At 38.2% G+C, this 18239-nt stretch carries 17 protein-coding genes; all 17 read right to left on the bottom strand.

All coding sequences use genetic code 11. The features are described from left to right. Window positions 1-5: 5 nt before the first annotated feature. Window positions 6-581, bottom strand: a complete 576-nt coding sequence (locus LQE94_RS02120) for an electron transport complex protein RnfA (RefSeq protein ID WP_022076458.1) — start codon at window positions 579-581, stop codon at window positions 6-8. Further along, window positions 578-1297, bottom strand: a complete 720-nt coding sequence (rsxE, locus tag LQE94_RS02125) for an electron transport complex subunit RsxE (protein WP_022076459.1) — start codon at window positions 1295-1297, stop codon at window positions 578-580. Before rsxE ends, LQE94_RS02120 begins: the two co-directional genes overlap by 4 nt. After that, window positions 1290-1904, bottom strand: coding sequence for an RnfABCDGE type electron transport complex subunit G (locus tag LQE94_RS02130; protein WP_022076460.1), 615 nt, complete (start codon window positions 1902-1904; stop codon window positions 1290-1292). Before LQE94_RS02130 ends, rsxE begins: the two co-directional genes overlap by 8 nt. After that, window positions 1904-2836, bottom strand: coding sequence for an RnfABCDGE type electron transport complex subunit D (locus LQE94_RS02135; RefSeq protein WP_022076461.1), 933 nt, complete (start codon window positions 2834-2836; stop codon window positions 1904-1906). The genes LQE94_RS02130 and LQE94_RS02135 overlap by 1 nt, the downstream gene beginning before the upstream one ends. A 14-nt stretch (window positions 2837-2850) precedes the next feature. Continuing rightward, window positions 2851-4170, bottom strand: coding sequence for an electron transport complex subunit RsxC (gene rsxC / locus LQE94_RS02140; protein WP_240576883.1), 1320 nt, complete (start codon window positions 4168-4170; stop codon window positions 2851-2853). A 255-nt stretch (window positions 4171-4425) separates the two neighbouring features. Next, window positions 4426-5508: a 30S ribosomal protein S1 gene (gene rpsA, locus LQE94_RS02145; protein WP_240576884.1), complete on the bottom strand. Its 1083-nt coding sequence runs from the start codon at window positions 5506-5508 to the stop codon at window positions 4426-4428. Beyond that, window positions 5489-6346 (bottom strand): 4-hydroxy-3-methylbut-2-enyl diphosphate reductase, encoded by an 858-nt coding sequence (gene ispH / locus LQE94_RS02150; RefSeq protein WP_240576885.1) that lies wholly within the window; start codon window positions 6344-6346, stop codon window positions 5489-5491. Before ispH ends, rpsA begins: the two co-directional genes overlap by 20 nt. Before the next feature lie 9 nt (window positions 6347-6355). Beyond that, the gene (gene cmk, locus LQE94_RS02155; protein ID WP_240576886.1) at window positions 6356-7012 is read right to left on the bottom strand and encodes a (d)CMP kinase; all 657 of its coding nucleotides are present in this window, start codon (window positions 7010-7012) and stop codon (window positions 6356-6358) included. A gap of 23 nt (window positions 7013-7035) precedes the next feature. After that, window positions 7036-8265, bottom strand: coding sequence for an NAD(P)/FAD-dependent oxidoreductase (locus LQE94_RS02160; RefSeq protein WP_240576887.1), 1230 nt, complete (start codon window positions 8263-8265; stop codon window positions 7036-7038). 57 nt (window positions 8266-8322) lie between these two features. Beyond that, window positions 8323-9195 (bottom strand): MurR/RpiR family transcriptional regulator, encoded by an 873-nt coding sequence (locus LQE94_RS02165; protein ID WP_442920067.1) that lies wholly within the window; start codon window positions 9193-9195, stop codon window positions 8323-8325. Window positions 9196-9258: 63 nt separating this feature from the next. Then, window positions 9259-11049, bottom strand: a complete 1791-nt coding sequence (locus LQE94_RS02170) for an aminopeptidase P family N-terminal domain-containing protein (protein ID WP_240576889.1) — start codon at window positions 11047-11049, stop codon at window positions 9259-9261. A 377-nt stretch (window positions 11050-11426) separates the two neighbouring features. Further along, window positions 11427-12842 (bottom strand): oxaloacetate decarboxylase subunit alpha, encoded by a 1416-nt coding sequence (locus LQE94_RS02175; RefSeq protein WP_022076469.1) that lies wholly within the window; start codon window positions 12840-12842, stop codon window positions 11427-11429. A gap of 23 nt (window positions 12843-12865) precedes the next feature. Continuing rightward, entirely contained in the window at window positions 12866-14017 is a 1152-nt protein-coding gene (locus LQE94_RS02180; RefSeq protein ID WP_022076470.1) for a sodium ion-translocating decarboxylase subunit beta, read from the bottom strand. 21 nt (window positions 14018-14038) lie between these two features. Further along, the gene (locus tag LQE94_RS02185) at window positions 14039-14404 is read right to left on the bottom strand and encodes a biotin/lipoyl-containing protein (RefSeq protein WP_022076471.1); all 366 of its coding nucleotides are present in this window, start codon (window positions 14402-14404) and stop codon (window positions 14039-14041) included. Window positions 14405-14420: 16 nt separating this feature from the next. After that, window positions 14421-15191 carry an OadG family transporter subunit gene (locus tag LQE94_RS02190; protein ID WP_118737005.1) on the bottom strand — a complete coding sequence of 257 codons (771 nt, stop codon included), beginning with the start codon at window positions 15189-15191 and terminating at the stop codon, window positions 14421-14423. 14 nt (window positions 15192-15205) lie between these two features. Continuing rightward, window positions 15206-16642, bottom strand: coding sequence for an acyl-CoA carboxylase subunit beta (locus tag LQE94_RS02195; RefSeq protein WP_186864862.1), 1437 nt, complete (start codon window positions 16640-16642; stop codon window positions 15206-15208). 166 nt (window positions 16643-16808) lie between these two features. Beyond that, on the bottom strand, window positions 16809-18188 hold the full coding sequence (locus LQE94_RS02200) for a D-alanyl-D-alanine carboxypeptidase family protein (RefSeq protein WP_240576890.1): 1380 nt from the start codon (window positions 18186-18188) through the stop codon (window positions 16809-16811). Window positions 18189-18239: the final 51 nt, after the last annotated feature.

Below are 18239 nucleotides of genomic sequence, written 5' to 3' on the forward strand. Positions count from 1 at the left end.
CCCTCCTAAATCAATCCTGAGAAGCCAAAAAATGCTATCGCCATCAATCCTGCAGTTACAAGCACGATTGGTGTTCCTTTAAATGCTTCCGGAATATCATTGTATTCAATTTTTTCACGAATACCTGCCATCAATACAATTGAGACAAGGAATCCAAATGCTGTTGCAATTCCATTTACAACACCTTCTAAAATTGAATAAGATTTCTGCACATTTGTCAACGCAACACCTAAAACCGCACAGTTTGTTGTAATCAATGGAAGAAATACTCCAAGTGCGTTATATAGTGGAGGCATAACCTTCTTCAAAAACATTTCTACAAACTGAACCAGAGCTGCAATAACTAAAATAAATACGATTGTCTGTAAATATTCAAAGCCTGTCGGAATAAGAATAAACTTGTAGATCAAACCAGTAACAAAGGAAGATATTGTAATAACAAAGATAACGGCACCTCCCATACCTGCCGCAGTCTTTGTGTTCTTTGAAACACCGAGGAACGGACAAATTCCAAGGAACTGACTCAATACGACATTGTTTACAAATGCAGAACCTACTGCAATTAACAATAATTCTTTCATTTCTGTTCCTCCTCTTTCTTATCTGTCTCTATTGTAGTACTGCCACCACACTCCAAACGCTTTCCACATGATTCACAACCTGCTCCGCATCCGATTTTTGCTGCATTCGGATCACCTTTTGCAATTGCTTTTTTCTTCATTACATTTTGCAATGCAGTCAGGCATGCAAGAACAAAGAATGCTCCTGGTGCAAGAATGAAAATTGTAATCGGCTGATAAGAATCCGGAAGTATCTGATAATTAAAAAGTGTTCCGGCACCGATTAACTCTCTGACGATACCAATTGATGTCAAACCAACTGTAAAGCCAAGTCCCATACCAAGTCCATCAAAAATGGATGGAAGAACCGGATTCTTTGAAGCATAGCTTTCTGCTCTTCCAAGAATAATACAGTTTACAACGATCAGCGGAATATATAACCCTAATGAGTCATAAAGGCTTGGAACAAATCCTTCGAGAAGAAACTGTACAATTGTTACGAAAGAAGCAACTACCACGATAAACGCCGGCATTCTCACCGAATCCGGAATGATTTTACGAAGCATAGAGATCAACATATTGGATAACACCAATACAACTGTTGTTGAAAGTCCCATACCAACACCGTTAATAGCAGATGTTGTAACCGCCAATGTCGGACACATGCCAAGCATTAACACGAAGGTAGGGTTTTCTTTGATTAGTCCGTTATATAAACGTTCTGTATATTTATTCATTTACACTACCTCCTAACTCTTCTTGAAAATACGCCAACGCAGAATCTACTGCATTTGTTACTGCATTTGTTGTAATTGTTGCACCACTCAATGCATCAATTTTATCATCGCCTTCTTCTCCTGATTTTGTATAAGAGAATTTTTCAACCTTTTTATCTTTAAACTGATCTTTAAAATCAGCCTCTGTCGCCTTCATACCAAGACCTGCTGTTTCACTGATAGAGAGCATTTCAATACCTTTTACTGTTCCATCTGTCTCAATACCAACTGAAATCTGAATATCTCCGCCATATCCTTCATGAGATGTAACAGTAATAACATATCCTACAGTTTCTCCTGAAGTATCTTGTCCGACAACAACTTCTGAAATATCGTCGCTTACATAGCCTGCTTTATTCAAAATTTTCTGAGCCTTACTTTCTTTAAAACCTTCTTCATTTACAAATGTATCTGCATCTGCAAGAACTGTTCTATAGGCTTCTTGTTTTGCATCTTCCTGAGCCTGTGCGATTGGTATTTTTGTTACTTCATATACCAGACCCAAAAGTGCTCCCGCAACCAATGTGATTGCCATCAAAATCCCTGTATTTTTTATAATCTTATTCATTATTTTTCTCCTCCTTTACCGAATGGTTTTGGAAGAGTAACCTTTTCAATCAATGGAACTAAAAGGTTACTGATAATAATCGCATAAGAAACTCCTTCTGCAGATCCTCCGAACAAACGGAATAATCCAGTTAGCACACCTAGGCAGATACCATATACTATCTGTCCGCTTTTTGTAATCGGTGATGTAACATAATCGGTAGCCATAAACCAGGCTCCAAGCATCAGACCACCACCACAAAGATGTGCTGTGATAAACTGCGGATCAAAACCATGTCCACCAAAAATAGAAATAAAAATCACAAATGTTACAATATAAGTACCCGGAATTCTAAGATCAATAATCCCAAGAAGAATTAAAAACATTGCACCGATCATGATTGCAAGTACAGATGTCTCTCCGATTGTTCCACGAATATTTCCAATAAGCATATTCATTGTATTAACAGTTTCTCCCGCCTTTAATTCAGCTAACGGAGTCGCTCCTGTTACACCATCATATACAAAATACGTCATCTTTCCTGTAAAAGAAATCAAAAGAAAACATCTGGCTCCAAGTGCCGGGTTCATGAAGTTCTGGCCAAGCCCACCGAAAAGCTGCTTTACAACCAGAATTGCAAATATCGAGCCTAAAGCTCCCATCCATACAGGAAGTGTAGGAGGAAGGTTTAATGCAAGCAATAATCCGGTTACTACTGCACTAAAATCCTTGATTGTAATAGTTTTATGCATTAATCGCTCATAAATATACTCTGTAGCTACCGCCGTTAAAGTTGTAACAACCACAAGTACCCATGCATGTTCATGACGGAAGTTATAAATTCCGAAGAAAGTTGCTGGTAACAGTGCGATCACTACCATCAGCATAATGTTGCTGGTTGTCACCTTATCCCTAATGTGTGGAGAAGATGATACTTTTAACTGTTCATTCACTGTCTTTCACCTCTCTATTTTTTTCTCTTATTTGCAAGTGCAATTTTTCTCATCGCACCAATGGATTGTTTCAATTGACGTTTTGCCGGACACACATAACTGCAAGAGCCACATTCTACACATTCAAGTCCATTCCATTTCAAAAATGCCTCTTCATTAAATCGCTGAGCAAAATCTGCCAATCTGGACGGAATGATTCTACTAGGACAGACTTCTACACAGCGTCCACAGTTAATACAGGCTGATTCAGAACTTGCTGCAACAACATCTTTCTCAAATGCCAGAATAGAGGACGATGTCTTTGTAATTGGAGTATCCAGAGAAATCATTGCAAATCCCATCATCGGGCCACCGGAAATTACTTTCTCAGGTGAACAGTTAAAGCCACCTGCTGCCTCGATTACTTCCTGATGATTTGTTCCTAATAATACTTTAAAGTTTCCCGGACGTACCACAGCATCTCCACTGACAGTCACAATTCGTTCCATTAAAGGTTTTCCATTTATAACCGCATTATGGATTCCCACCAATGTTTCCACATTATCTACAATACATCCTGCATCGGCTGGCAGCATTGATGAATTAATTGCCCGCTTTGTCAGAGCATAAATAAGCTGACGCTCTGCTCCTTGTGGATATTTTGTCTGCAAAATGCGCACTTCCATACGAGGTTCATCTTTAACTGCTTCCTGTAATTTTTCAATACAGTCTTTTTTATTATCTTCTACACAAAAAATTCCTTTTGCATTCTCAAACAATGACAATACAACACGCATACCACTTACCAGTTCTTCTGTATTTTCAAGCATTCTTCTGTAATCTGCTGTAATATATGGCTCACATTCTGCACAGTTTGCTATAATATATTCAATTTTATCTGGTTCCTTCGGTGACAACTTAACACGTGTTGGGAAACCTGCACCTCCCATACCTACAATTCCCGCTTCGCCAATTTTGTTAAGAATTTCTTCTTTTGACAGTTCTCCTAATGCTTTTGAGCAAGAATATTCCACTTCATTATATTCACCATCATTTTCAATCACAATACAATCCACACTGTTTCCTGTCGGGTTCAAATGTTTTTCCAATGCAAGTACTTTACCTGATACAGATGAATAGATTGGCGCTGAGACAAATCCACCTGCTTCCGCAATCTTCTGCCCCTTTAACACAGCATCTCCCTTTGCGACAATTGCAGTTGCCGGAGCGCCTATATGCTGAGACAATGGATAAATCATCTTTCCTGTTGGAATTACTTCTTTAATTGACTGATCTTTTGCAAGACTTTTACCATCATTTGGATGAATCCCACCTTTAAATGTTAACAATCCCATTCTTTTTTCTCCTTTCCCTTACGTTAATCACAATTTTACTAAATTATGTATACAAAATCCAGTATATTTTGATAAGTCTTTGTATCTTTTGATGTACATAAAGCTAATTTCGTTCATTTTTAGATTGTGAATTTTTCATCATTTTTGCATTAAAAAAGACCAGCTCCTAACGGATGCTGGTCCTTTACGTTCTTCAAAGAATTCGAAAAGATCTAGCAGACCTCTTCTATTGTATATATCTTTTTACAACTAAAATTATTCTTCTGTCGCTTCCTGAGAATCATCAGTGCTCTCAAGTGCTTTCATGCTCAGGCTGATTTTCTTATCTGCTTCGTTCAAATCAACGACTTTAGCTGTTATCTCCTGTCCAACTGCAAGAACATCTGAAGGTTTTTCTACATGTGCTCTTGAAATCTGTGATACATGAAGTAATGCATCAACACCTGGTGTCAACTCAACAAATGCTCCGAAGTCTGTCATACGAGCAACTTTACCTGTTACTACTGAACCTACTGCAAATTTTTCTGAAGCATCAGCCCATGGATTTGTCTCTGGGAATTTCAAGCTAAGTGCAATCTTAGTATCATTGATATCTTTAATAAGAACTTTTACTGTATCTCCTACACGGAATACTTTCTTAGGGTTCTCAACTCTTCCCCAAGACATCTCTGAAATATGGAGTAAGCCATCAACACCACCAAGATCGATAAATGCACCGAAATCAGTTACATTTTTAACTGTTCCTTCTACTACATCACCAACATTCAGTTTTGCAAAAAGTTCTTTCTGTTTTTCAGCTCTCTCTGCAACAAGAAGCTGTCTTCTATCACCGATAACACGGTTTCTTCTTGGATTGAACTCACTGATCACGAACTCGATTTCCTGTCCATCGTATTTGCTCAAATCTTTTTCATAAGAATCAGATACCAGACTTGCCGGGATAAATACTCTTGCACCTTCAACCTCTGCGCAAAGTCCACCGCCAAGAATCTGTGTTACAGTTGCTTTTAATACTTCTTTGTTCTCAAAAGCTTCTTTTAATCTCTCATTTCCTTTTTCAGCTGCAAGTCTCTTATATGTCAGTAACACCTGACCTTCACCATCATTTACTTTTAGCACTTTTACAGTCATAGCATCTCCAACTTTTACTGCTTCAGTTAAGTCTACAGACTGATCATTTGAGTACTCGCTCTTTGTAATAATACCATCGGCTTTGTATCCGATATTAAGGATAATCTCTTCAGGTTTCACATCGATAACTGTACCCTCTACAACCTCTCCATTATGAATTGTTTTGAATGACTCATCTAACATTTGTTCAAAAGATAATTCTGACATTATTTTGAACCTCCTCAATTATATTGTTGGGCGTGGATGCCCCTGCTGTAATACCTACTGTTTCCACTGACCCTAATTGATTCATATCCAAATCGTCAAGTGTCTGTATGTAGTACGTATCTTTACATGCGTTTTTGCATATTTCAAATAACTTCTGGGTATTGGAACTATGTTTATCACCAATCACGATCATAGCATCCACCTCTTCTGCAATGCGTTGTGCCTCTGTCTGGCGCTCCTTTGTAGCATTACAGATTGTATTTAAAACACTTACATCATAACTCTTTTTTAAAATAATTTCAACTAATTCTTTAAATTTATTGTAATTAAATGTCGTTTGAGAAACAACACAGGCCTTTTCATTTTCCGGAATTATCAACTTGTCTATATCTTCTTTCGTTTGTACCACCACAGCTTTTATACCAGCCCAGCCACGAATTCCCTCTACTTCCGGATGCTGTGGGTTTCCTACTATAATAATATAATTTCCGTTTGTGCTTTCTTTTTGTACAATATTATGGATCTTTTTCACAAAAGGGCAGGTTGCATCTACAATCTTAATTCCTTTCGCATTTAACTTGTCATAAATCGCTTTCTCCACTCCGTGTGAACGAATAATCACCGTTCCTTCTGTCAACGCATCCAGTTCTGCTTCACTTTGAAGTACGATAACTCCTTTTTGTTTCATATCCTTTACAACTTCTTCATTATGAATGATCGGACCATATGTGTATATCGTTGTACTTTCCGAAGCCTTTTCTAATTGTTCATATACGGTATCTACTGCGCGTTTTACACCAAAGCAAAATCCTGCGGTTTTTGCACGAATCACTTCCATAAGCTCCTCCTATTTACAATAGCTGCAGATTGTTTTTACAACTTCATCTATTGTCATTTCTGAACTATCTACTAAAATAGCATCTTCTGCCTGTTTTAACGGAGCAATCTCTCGATTCATATCGCGTTCATCTCGTTCCTTGATGTCTTGCGCGATTTCTTCATACACACAGTTTTCTCCTTTTTCCAGAAGTTCTTTGTACCTGCGTGTTGCTCTTGTTTCAACGCTCGCTGTCAGATAAATTTTCACATCTGCATTCGGCAGAATATTTGTGCCAATGTCACGACCATCCATAATAACATCTTTTTCTCTTGCCAGTGTTCTTTGAAGTTCTAATAATTTCTCGCGTACTGCCGGAATTGCCGATGTTTTAGAAGCCATATTACCAACTTCTTCCGTTCGAAGCATAGCTGTTACATTTTCACCATTCAAATATATCTGCTGTACATCGTTTTCATAAACGATACTCACTTCTGCATCTTTGCAGGCTTCCACGATTCCTTTTATATCTTCTGCTTTAAGTCCTTTTTTTATAAAATGAATTGCAAGCCCTCTGTACATTGCACCAGTATCTACATAAATATATCCTTTTTCTTTTGCAACCAGCTTTGCAATCGTACTTTTTCCTGCTCCTGCCGGGCCGTCAATTGCTACATTATATCCCATTTTTGCTTCCTCTTTCTTAATATTTATTGTATCGAAATTCCTGCCAAATATCCTGTAGACCAGGCAATCTGCAAATTAAATCCACCTGTCAATGCATCAAGATCTAATACCTCTCCGGCAAAATACAATCCCGAAACTTTCTTCGATTCCATCGTTCCAGGATCAATATCCTTCACGCTTACTCCACCTTTTGTGATAATTGCTTCATTATAGCTACGCAATCCTGTTAATGTCATTTTAAAATTCTTTATCAGATCAACAAAGTAAAGTCTCTCTTCCTTTGAAATTTCATTTACTTTCTTCTCTGGCGAAATTCCACTTAGCTCTATCATAATAGGTTTAAGTTTTGCCGGAAACAACTTATCTACTGCGTTTTTAAATTGTTTGTTTTTATTTTCTTCAAAATCCCTTAAAACTCTCTGGTCTAGTTGTTCTCTGCTTAGTGCCGGTTTCAAATCAATCTGCAGTGTAAGTTCTTTATCTTGCAATTTTTTCCCAACAACACTGCTTGCACTGATGATGATTGGACCGCTGACGCCATAATGTGTAAATAGCATCTCGCCAAATTCATCATATAATTTCTTCTTGCCATCCAAAATGGTTCCCCGGACATTTCGAAGGGATAATCCTTGCAATTCCTTTGCATACCATTCTTTTACTTCTATAGGCACAAGTGATGGATATAATTTCGTTACCTTATGCCCTGTTTTTTCTGCGAAACGATATCCATCCCCCGTAGACCCTGTAGATGCATAAGAAATTCCTCCTGTTGCAACAACACAGGCATCTCCCGAAACTTTCTTCCCATTTTTCAAAACAATGCCTGTAAACTTTTCATGTTCCACCAGCACATCTTTTACTTCCGTACAAAAATGTATTTCTACACCTAATTGCTCTAATTCATGCTTCAATGCATGAATAATATCAGACGAATGGTCTGACTCCGGAAAGACTCTGTTTCCTCTTTCCACTTTTAATCGAACACCCAATTCTTCAAAAAAATCCATTGCCTGTTCATTGGTAAAGCTATAAAAAGCACTGTATAAAAATTTTGGATTACTCTTTACTGCATCAAATAGCGCATCCATATCTCCTGCATTTGTTACATTACAGCGGCCTTTTCCAGTTATGAATAACTTTTTTCCAATTTTTTCATTTTTCTCAAAGAGTTCTACCCGATGTCCGTTTCTTGCCGCAAAAATTGCCGCAACAGCTCCGGCTGCTCCTCCTCCTATAACTATTACTTTACTCATATACTTCCATTATCCTATCTTCTATATTTCTTTGAATACCACATTTAACAGGTACTCTTACACTTCAGAATTATCCTCGATATGATTCAGTTCATCTCCACTGTAAACTTGGTATTCACCCCAAATTTGTTCTAATGTCTCAAGTGTCCCTATTACTTCTTCCTGTTTTTTCATACATAATGCAACTATCAATGCATTCACTACACTCAATGGTGCTACCAGGGAATCTACAATTGATGCCATATCGCTTCGTGCGATCAGATTACATGAAGAATATATATTTATCGGTGAATGGACACTGTCCGTCAATGTAATAATTTTTGCTTTGCGTTTACTGGCAAATTCCAATGCTTTCAATGTTCTTTGAGAATATCTAGGAAAACTGATCCCTATGATCACATCCTCTTCTCCAATTCGAATCAGCTGTTCAAAAATCTCACTTGAACTGTTTGTATTTACCGCAATTACATTATCACAAAGTAGATTCAAATAGAAACTCATAAAAGCTGCCAATGGTGCACAACTTCGAATACCAAGCACATATATTTTTCTTGCATTTAAAATAGTATCAATCGCTTGATTGAAGGCTGAATGATCAATTCCATTCAATGTCTGTTTTATTTTTTCAATATCTGATTGAAGCACCGTTTCCAAGATTTGAGACTGACTAATTCTTCCATATGTCACTTTCATTCGTTGAATAGAATTCAATCTGTTCCTCACCAGTTCTTCTAATGCTTTTTGAAATTCCGGATACCCTTTATATCCAAGCTGTGTTGCAAAACGCACCACTGTAGATTCGCTGACACCTACTACTTCTCCTAATCTCGCAGCAGTCAAAAATACTGCTTTATCATAATTATCCAGCACATATTCCGCCACACGTTTCTGTCCTTTACTGAGATCTCGATATTTTTCCTCTATTCTCATCTGCAATTCATTTGTACTGTTTTCGACCACTTTGAAATCCTCTTTTTCTTTCATGTTAATTATTTAAACTTCTCTTGTATAAAGCTTAAGCCATTCTTTTTCTTCATCGTTTAAATACGGAGAAACTATACTATAAACATCTTTATGATATGCATTTAACAGTTCTTTTTCTTCTGTTGTCATAATTGTTGCATCAATCGCATCCAGATCGATTGGAACAAAAGTCAAGATCTCAAATTTCATAAACTGACCATATTCATTTGACACATCTTTCTTTACCAGCAATTCATTTTCAATTCGCACACCATGAGAGCCTTCAATATACAATCCCGGCTCATCTGTAATCACCATGTGCTCTTCTAACGGATGATTGTTGTCTTGATTGAACTTCCATTGGAAGCGCTGTGGTTCCTCATGAATGTTTGCTAAATATCCAACTCCATGTCCTGTTCCATGATTATAGTTTAAATGTTGACGCCAGAATGGTTCACGTGCAATACAATCAAGATTCATTCCTGTACAACCATACAAAAATGTAGTTTCAGCCAATTTCAGCATACTAATTGCCACTGTTGTGAAATGACGTTTTTCCTCAGCCGACACCTCTCCAAGAGCTATTGTTCTCGTAATATCTGTCGATCCTTCCCAATAGTTTCCGCCTGTATCACTAAGCAGCAATCCTTCTGGTCTTAATTCCACATCAGTTTCCTCTGTTGCAGAATAATGAACGATTGCACCATGCTCTTTATATGCACTGATTGGTCCAAAACTTGGCCACAAATATCCTTCCTGCTCTGCACGAAAGGCTGCCAGTTTATCTGAAGCACTAATTTCTGTAATTTTTTCTTTTCCGACATGTTTTTTCAGCCAATACATGTATTTTGTATGAGCCACTCCATCTTTTATATGTGCATTTCGAATATTCTCAACTTCTATATCGTTCTTAACCGCCTTCATTAGAATAATTGGATTTTCTTCTTTTACAACTTTAACTTCCTTTGGAATGTTATTAAACAAAGCATAATTCACCTGTCTTGGATCTACCATTACAGTCTCGTTTTCAGATATTTCTTTCACTCTCTGATAAATAGAATCATATGCATATACTTTTACATGGCTATCTTGTAAATGCTTTTTTAGTTCCTCATCTAATTTTTCCGCATCTACATACAATTCCACTTCGTCCATTTTAACAATTGCATAACTTAACAACAATGGAGAATATTCTACATCATCACCACGTATATTAAGCATCCAATCAATATCATCCAGGCTTGCCAGAATCTGCATTGTTGCCTTGTGTTCTTTCATCACCTTACGTACTCTTGTAAGTTTTGATTCTACACTTTCGCCTGCGTAATTCAACGGAAGTAAAAATGCTGGTTTCTTTGACATCTCTGGTCGATTACTCCAAAGTTCTCCTAACAAATCATATTCATATACAATATTTCCATTCTTTTCTTCTACGATTTCAGCAAACTGTTCACCTTCTTGTTCCCCAATGGTTCTTCCGTCAAATCCGAGAACTTCATTTTCTTTTAATTCTGCTTTTAAAAACTCCTCAATTGTAGGAACTTCCGGTTCTCCCATCTTCATCAGTTGGACTCCTGTTCCTTTTAACTGTGTAGCTGCCTGTAAGAAATAACGTCCATCAGTCCACAAGTATGCACTATTTTTTGTTACAACTGCAGTTCCTGCTGATCCGGTAAAGCCAGTTAAAAATTCGCGTTCTTTAAAATAATCCCCCACATATTCGCTCTGATGATAATCTGCTGTCGGAACAATATATGCGTCTATTTTATGCTTCTTCATAAGCTCTTGGAAATTTGCAATTCTGTCTGCAATCTGATTCATTTCAATTACCTCTCTTTCATTCCCGTTTCGGGCAAATCTATTCTATTCAAGAATGCCTCGGCATTCTTGCTGCGAGGTGCGCGTCATGCAATTGCATGACATACTTCTACTGCGCACCTCTGCAATCCTGCCGGAGGCTATATCAGATGGGGGATTGACTCCCCCACTGATACCAGCTTGTTTCTCACCACCTATAGAGGTGGGAGTCATCTCCCAGCTGATATAATGTTTTATCAAGCCTGAACCACACTATTTTTATTATAACATATTTCTTTGCTTTTTTACCAATTAAAATATTTGTCTGTATTTCCTATATTTCTCTCCAAAGAAAAAGGGTCCCTTTCGAACCGAAAGCGACCCTGATATTTTACTTATTCTTATACTGGATATGCTCCATTTTCTGTATCTGCAACTGTTGCATCTACTTTTGTCTGCTGTGCTTCTCTGTATTTAAAGAAATCAATAGCTACCTGTGGGAATAATGCATATGTCAATACATCTTCATCCTGCTGAATGTACTGTGCACACTCTTTACGAAGTGTATCAAGCTCATCAGGAATCAAATCTGCCGGACGGCATGTAATGATTTCCGCATCCTCTCCGATAACTTTCTTCTGTACTTCTGGATTAACCGGTTTTGCAGTCTTTCCATATTTTCCAGCAAGAACATCTTTTGTTTCTTTTGTAGCCATTTTATAACGTTCACCCATCAATACATTGAATACAGCCTGTGTACCAACAATCTGTGAAGAAGGTGTTACAAGTGGTGGCTCACCAAGATCTTTACGTACGCGTGGTACTTCTTCCAATACATCATAGAACTTGTCCTCTGCTCCCTGCTCAGCAAGCTGTGATGTCAGGTTTGAAAGCATACCGCCTGGTACCTGGTAAAGAAGAGTCTTGATATTTACACCAAGGTTCTTTGGATTGAGCAGACCACTGTCTAACGCTTCATCACGAATAGGTCTGAAGTAATCAGCAATCTCAGAAAGTAATGTCTGATCTAAGCCTGTGTCATACTCTGTTCCCTTAAATGTCTCAACCATAACCTCTGTAGCCGGCTGTGATGTTCCCATTGCAAATGGAGAAATTGCTGTATCAATAATGTCAGCACCTGCCTCTACAGATTTCAAATATGTCATTGATGCAACACCAGATGTGTAATGTGTATGCATCTCGATCGGAATATTTACTGTATCTTTTAATGCCTGTACAAGTTCTGTTGCTTTGTAAGGTACAAGAAGACCTGCCATATCTTTAACACAGATAGAGTTTGCACCCATATCCTCGATTCTCTTCGCAAGATCTTTCCAGTATTCCAGTGTATAAGCATCACCCAATGTATAAGACATTGCTACCTGAGCATGTGCTTTTTCTTTGTTTGCTGCTGTAACTGCTGTCTGTAAGTTACGGATATCATTCATACAATCGAAAATACGAATGATATCAATTCCGTTTGCAACAGATTTCTGAACGAAATATTCTACAACATCATCTGCATATGGACGATATCCAAGGATATTCTGTCCACGGAATAACATCTGTAATTTTGTATTTTTAAATCCATCTCTGAATTTACGAAGTCTCTCCCATGGATCTTCTTTTAAGAAACGAAGGGAAGCATCAAATGTAGCTCCTCCCCAACACTCTACTGCATGGTATCCGACTTTATCCATTTTCTCTACGATTGGCAGCATCTGTTCTGTTGTCATTCTTGTAGCAATCAGAGACTGATGAGCATCACGCAGAATTGTTTCTGTAATTTTAACTGGTTTTTTTACAACTTCTGCCATTGTATTTGTCCTCCACTAATATTCTACTTCACACCGAAGATGGCCATAAATGTTCCGGCTGCAACTGCTGTACCGATAACTCCGGCAACGTTTGGTCCCATTGCATGCATCAGCAAGAAGTTTGTAGGATCTGCTTCTGCACCAACTTTCTGAGAAACACGTGCTGCCATAGGAACGGCAGATACACCTGCTGAACCAATCAGCGGATTTACTTTTCCACCTGTAGCCTTACACATAATCTTACCAAAGACAACACCTGCTGCGGTACCAAATGCAAATGCGATCAAACCAAGAATTACAATTTTGATTGTATCCCAGTTCAAAAATGCTTCCGCACTTGTTGTAGCACCTACTGATGTACCAAGCAAGATAACAACGATGTACATCAATGCGTTAGAAGCTGTATCAGAAAGCTGTCTAACAACACCTGATTCTTTGAACAGGTTACCAAGCATCAGCATACCAACCAATGGAGCTGTTGTTGGAAGAATTGTACATACTACGATTGTAACAATAATTGGGAACAAAATTCTCTCCAATTTTGATACCGGACGGAGCTGTTCCATTTTAATTTTACGCTCTTTCTCTGTTGTAAGGAGCTTCATAATTGGTGGCTGGATAATTGGTACCAATGACATATATGAATATGCTGCTACCGCGATTGGTCCCATAATTGCAGTCTGTGACAATTTACCTGCAAGGAAGATGGATGTTGGTCCATCAGCTCCACCGATGATAGAAATTGCTGCTGCTGCTTTATCAGAGAATCCCATAGCCATAGCTCCAAGATAAGCTGCAAAAATACCAAACTGTGCTGCTGCTCCAAGAAGGAAACTCTTTGGGTTAGCGATCAATGGTCCGAAATCTGTCATTGCTCCAACACCAAGGAAAATCAATGATGGAAGAATTGACCACTCATCTAATACATAAAAGTAATAAAGAAGTCCACCTGTTCCATTTGCCGCATCTTCTGCATGAAGCATAATATCCGGATAGATATTAACAAGCAACATACCAAATGCGATTGGAACAAGCAGCAACGGCTCAAAGCCATGTCTGATTGCTAAATATAAGAACACACATGCAACTGCAATCATGATCAGGTTACCAAATGTAAGATTCATAAATGCCGTCTGCTGCACGAGGTTCGATAGCGTATTTGAAATATATTCCATTTTTCAAACCTCCTGGTCTAACTAGTTTAATGTAGCTAAAACTGCTCCTGATTCTACGGCGTCTCCTACTGCTACATCAATACTAGCAACTGTACCAGCCTCTGGGGCAACTACTGGGATTTCCATCTTCATAGCTTCAATGATAACTACTGCATCACCAGCTTCTACTTTCTGTCCAACGCTTGCTTCTACTTTAAATACTTTACCTGCTGCTCCTGCTTTAACCTGGATGCTTCCTGCTCCTGCCGCTTTAGCTGGTGCTGCTGCAGGTGCTGCAACTGGTGTTGCTGCTACAGGTGCTGCTGCAACTGGTGCTGCTCCTGCACCTTTTTCTTCTACTGTTACGTCATATACATTGCCATTTACTGTAATTGTATAGTTTTTCATTCTTGTATCCTCCTGATTAACTCCACTTATTGGATTTTCTTCTCTTAATAGAACGAACAACAAAACCATCTGTTGAAGTTCCCTCTGATGCTGCGATTGCTGCTGAAATTACAGCAATAAGCTCACTATCATCTGTTGCCGGTACCACTTCAACTGGTGCCGGTGCTGCTGCAGAAGTTTCCTTCTTTGTTTCAGCCTGTGGTTTTTTACTAAACTTATTCTGAATTGCAGGAATAAATTTAAACAGGGAAATGATAAATGAGATAAAGATCAATACAACAAATACAGTTCCCATACCTAACAATGTGTTAAGTCCTGCTTTTTTCAAAATCTCAGCCATGCCATAGTGGCCATTGACTGTGATGCTGTCCATGTTCATCTTCTCGTCAAATGTGAATTCCAGGTCACCATCTCTTGTTTCGCCTTTGAATGGTACAGTCAATGTAGCGCTGCTGCTCTTTACTGTCAGCTCATAATCCCCAAGATCTGAGATTGTACCGCACTCATCCAAACCTGCTTTCCAAGCATCAATCATAGATTTAAAATCATCTGCTTCGATTGGAAGACCTGACTGCATCAATGTCAGATTCAATTCGAGGTCTGACATGTCAGCAAACTGATCCAGATTCTCCTCGGACATATTACTGAAACTTGTAACGATTGTGTCAGCATACTGTTCCATCGTAGCCTGATCATATTCTGCCTCTTCACTAGCCTTGCTTCCACATCCTACAAGACTCAAGACTAAAATGAGGACAAGTCCTAATAAACTGAATTTTTTCTTCACTTTGCCTCACCTCACTAAACCGTACCGTGTTTTTTGTCCGGACGATCCTCTCTCTTTGTGAACAACATCTCGAATGCTCCGATTACATATTTTCTTGTATCTGCTGCTTCAATGATTGCATCAACATATCCTCTTCTTGCTGCAGACATTGGGCTTGACTGAAGTTCTTTATACTCTGCTGCTTTCTCTTTCAATGTATCTGCGTCAGCACCTTCATACATGATCTTAGCAGCCATAGTTGCATCCATCATTCCAACTTCTGCTGTTGGCCATGCAAATACCATATCTGCTCCGATTGATTTACTATTCATTGCAACATAAGCACTTCCGAATGCTTTACCTACGATTACGTTTACTTTTGGAACTGTTGCATTTGCAAATGCATATGTGAGTTTTGCAACACTTCTTGCCATATCTTTCTCAGCTTCTTTTGTCGCCTCAAATCCTGTCACACTTGTCAATGTAAGTACCGGGATAGAGAATGCATCACAGAAGTTGATGAAGTCTGTTGCTTTCTTGCATCCGTCAACTGTAAGAACTGCATCAAAGCTTTCTGCATTTCCTTCAGCGTCATATACTTTAGAACGATTTGCAACAGCTCCGACTGTCATACCATTCAGACGGATAAATCCTGTTACCATCTCTTTTGCATAATCTTTTTTTGTCTCAAAGAATACATTGTTGTCAGCGATTGTTGCAAGTGCAATACCTGTGTCTTCTGCTGCGTTTGCAAGATCAGAACAAACACGGTTCAGATCATCTGTACACTCTTCATATGAAGCATCATCTTCATTATTTGCTGGGATCATGCTAATCAATGTACGGATCTGTCCAAGGATTTCTGCCTCTGTTCCAATTCCATCAACAAGACCTGCTGTCTCACTCTGATATGCAGCACTTGCTGTATCACATTTAGAAACTTCGTTTCCTTCCAAAGCATTTGGTGAATTTACAAAAAGCTTTCCTTCTTTGCTTTCCATAAATGTAAAATCTGTAAGTCCTGGAACAACTGCCAATCCGCCACCACACATTCCAAAGATTGCTGTGATCTGTGGTACAACACCTGAAGCCATTGCCTGTTTATGATACAGGCTTCCAAATGCCTCTAGTGCGTCTGTTGCTTCCTGAAGTCTAAGTCCTGCACAATCTACAAGACCGATCACAGGTGCTCCCATCTTCATTGCCATATCATAAATATTTGCGATTTTTTTTGCATGCATCTCTCCGATAGCACCCTTTAACACTGTAGCATCCTGACTGTATACATACACAAGATTGCCATCGATCACTCCATAACCGGTAATAACGCCGTCAGACGGAGTTTCTTTTGTCTGTAAGTTAAAATCTGTATTTCTTGCTGTTACAGCACCACCGATTTCAACAAAGCTTCCCTGATCAAGCATTGCGGCAATTCTTCTGCTTGCTGGGTTTCCAGTTGCATTGTAGCTCATATTCTAGCCCTCCATATTGTAAATATTTTTAAAATAAACCAAAATTTTTGCCTATTCTAGTATAAACCACTCTTATCTAAATTTCAATCAACAAAATACATATTTTGTCATTTTTTTCACACGTTTCTTAATTTTCACGTTATTACAATTTCAATTCACATTACTATTATAATAGGAAGTTTTCCACTGTTTTCCTTGCACACCATTTATAATTTCTCCTTTCAATGGCATTTTTTACTATCAGCGTTTGTCTTTTTACGACATTTCCATCTAATAAGTACTGTATTTCTCCCACTTCTGTTTTTGCTTCAACCGGTGCATATAACTGTTTTTTCAGTACAATTTGCAAATGTACTTTTTGATCTTTCCGAACCAAAAGCTGTTCCAACTCTGCTGAATCTGTATTTTCTCCATCTTCCATATATTTCATCCACACTTTTGTATACGATTTTCCACTTATTTTCCCATTATCCGGAACTCCATTTACAACTGGAATTTTAATATCTGCCAATTCTTTTGAAATGTTTTCCTTTCCTATCATAACATATTCAAATGAGTCCAATCCATATTGTATCAATTTACGTGTATCCTGCCATTTATAGCCCTTGTTATTTGGCCAGCCACAACCTAAAAGTGCAACAATTAATTTTTTATTATTTTGTTCCAAAGCTCCTACATAACAATATCCTGCCTCACCCGTAAATCCTGTTTTCCCTGCTATTGCACCCTCCATCATTTTCAAAAATGCGTTATGATTATTGCATATATACTTGTATACATGTGAGCAATCTTCAAAGTGATGTGTTTCTGTCTGTGATATTGCCACAAACTGTTTTGCCTGTGCTGAATCCTGTATGCAATATTTCATGATTCGTGCAAGTTCTTCCGCTGTTGTCTGATGACTTCCGTTTTTGTCTGAAGCATCTAATCCATTTGGTGTAATAAAATAAGTATTTTTACATCCTAAGCTTTGTGCTTTTTGATTCATCATATCTGCAAAACCCTCCACACTGCCTCCAATATGTTCTGCAATCATGACCGCCGCATCATTATGGGATTCCAACATCAATGAATATAACAAATCCCTCAACAAAATTTTTTCTCCTTCGACAACTCCCAATCGTACTTTAGGCTGATTTACTGCATTTGAACTTGCTATAACAACATCATCCAAATCACCATATTCTAATGCAAGAATGCAGGTCATAATCTTTGTTGTGCTTGCCATCGCACGTTTTTGTCCTCCATTTTTTTCAAACAATATTCTTCCGCTTTTTGCATCCATGAGCACCGCAGATTGAGCATATAAATCATGCGGTTCCTGAATCTTACTTTTTTCAGATGCTTCTGTTTCTTTTGTATTTTGTATTTTTCTAGTAGTATACACCTCCGTTTCATTCACCATACACATCGGAACAGAATAATTTTCTTCATTTGAGCAGATAAAATCCCACAAAAAATAAAAGCCAATGATAAATATCGATGCAAGCATCAACACCTCCATGGCTCTCTTTTTGTTTAATATTCTATTTTTCTTCAGCATCATAAATTCACCCGACATTATTTATTAACTATTATATGCCGGTCTATTTGCTAT

The sequence above is a fragment of the Mediterraneibacter sp. NSJ-151 genome (assembly GCF_022487435.1).
GTDB lineage: Bacteria > Bacillota > Clostridia > Lachnospirales > Lachnospiraceae > Schaedlerella > Schaedlerella hominis.

Excerpts from the sequence above, each read along its gene's own strand:
- LQE94_RS02120 (WP_022076458.1), bottom strand. The coding sequence starts at position 581 with ATGAAAGAATTATTGTTAATTGCAGTAGGTTCTGCATTTGTAAACAAT.
- rsxE (WP_022076459.1), bottom strand. The coding sequence starts at position 1,297 with ATGAATAAATATACAGAACGTTTATATAACGGACTAATCAAAGAAAAC.
- LQE94_RS02130 (WP_022076460.1), bottom strand. The coding sequence starts at position 1,904 with ATGAATAAGATTATAAAAAATACAGGGATTTTGATGGCAATCACATTG.
- rsxC (WP_240576883.1), bottom strand. The coding sequence starts at position 4,170 with ATGGGATTGTTAACATTTAAAGGTGGGATTCATCCAAATGATGGTAAA.
- rpsA (WP_240576884.1), bottom strand. The coding sequence starts at position 5,508 with ATGTCAGAATTATCTTTTGAACAAATGTTAGATGAGTCATTCAAAACA.
- ispH (WP_240576885.1), bottom strand. The coding sequence starts at position 6,346 with ATGGAAGTGATTCGTGCAAAAACCGCAGGATTTTGCTTTGGTGTAAAA.
- cmk (WP_240576886.1), bottom strand. The coding sequence starts at position 7,012 with ATGGGATATAATGTAGCAATTGACGGCCCGGCAGGAGCAGGAAAAAGT.
- LQE94_RS02160 (WP_240576887.1), bottom strand. The coding sequence starts at position 8,265 with ATGAGTAAAGTAATAGTTATAGGAGGAGGAGCAGCCGGAGCTGTTGCG.
- LQE94_RS02165 (WP_442920067.1), bottom strand. The coding sequence starts at position 9,195 with ATGAGAATAGAGGAAAAATATCGAGATCTCAGTAAAGGACAGAAACGT.
- LQE94_RS02170 (WP_240576889.1), bottom strand. The coding sequence starts at position 11,049 with ATGAATCAGATTGCAGACAGAATTGCAAATTTCCAAGAGCTTATGAAG.
- LQE94_RS02175 (WP_022076469.1), bottom strand. The coding sequence starts at position 12,842 with ATGGCAGAAGTTGTAAAAAAACCAGTTAAAATTACAGAAACAATTCTG.
- LQE94_RS02180 (WP_022076470.1), bottom strand. The coding sequence starts at position 14,017 with ATGGAATATATTTCAAATACGCTATCGAACCTCGTGCAGCAGACGGCA.
- LQE94_RS02185 (WP_022076471.1), bottom strand. The coding sequence starts at position 14,404 with ATGAAAAACTATACAATTACAGTAAATGGCAATGTATATGACGTAACA.
- LQE94_RS02195 (WP_186864862.1), bottom strand. The coding sequence starts at position 16,642 with ATGAGCTACAATGCAACTGGAAACCCAGCAAGCAGAAGAATTGCCGCA.
- LQE94_RS02200 (WP_240576890.1), bottom strand. The coding sequence starts at position 18,188 with ATGATGCTGAAGAAAAATAGAATATTAAACAAAAAGAGAGCCATGGAG.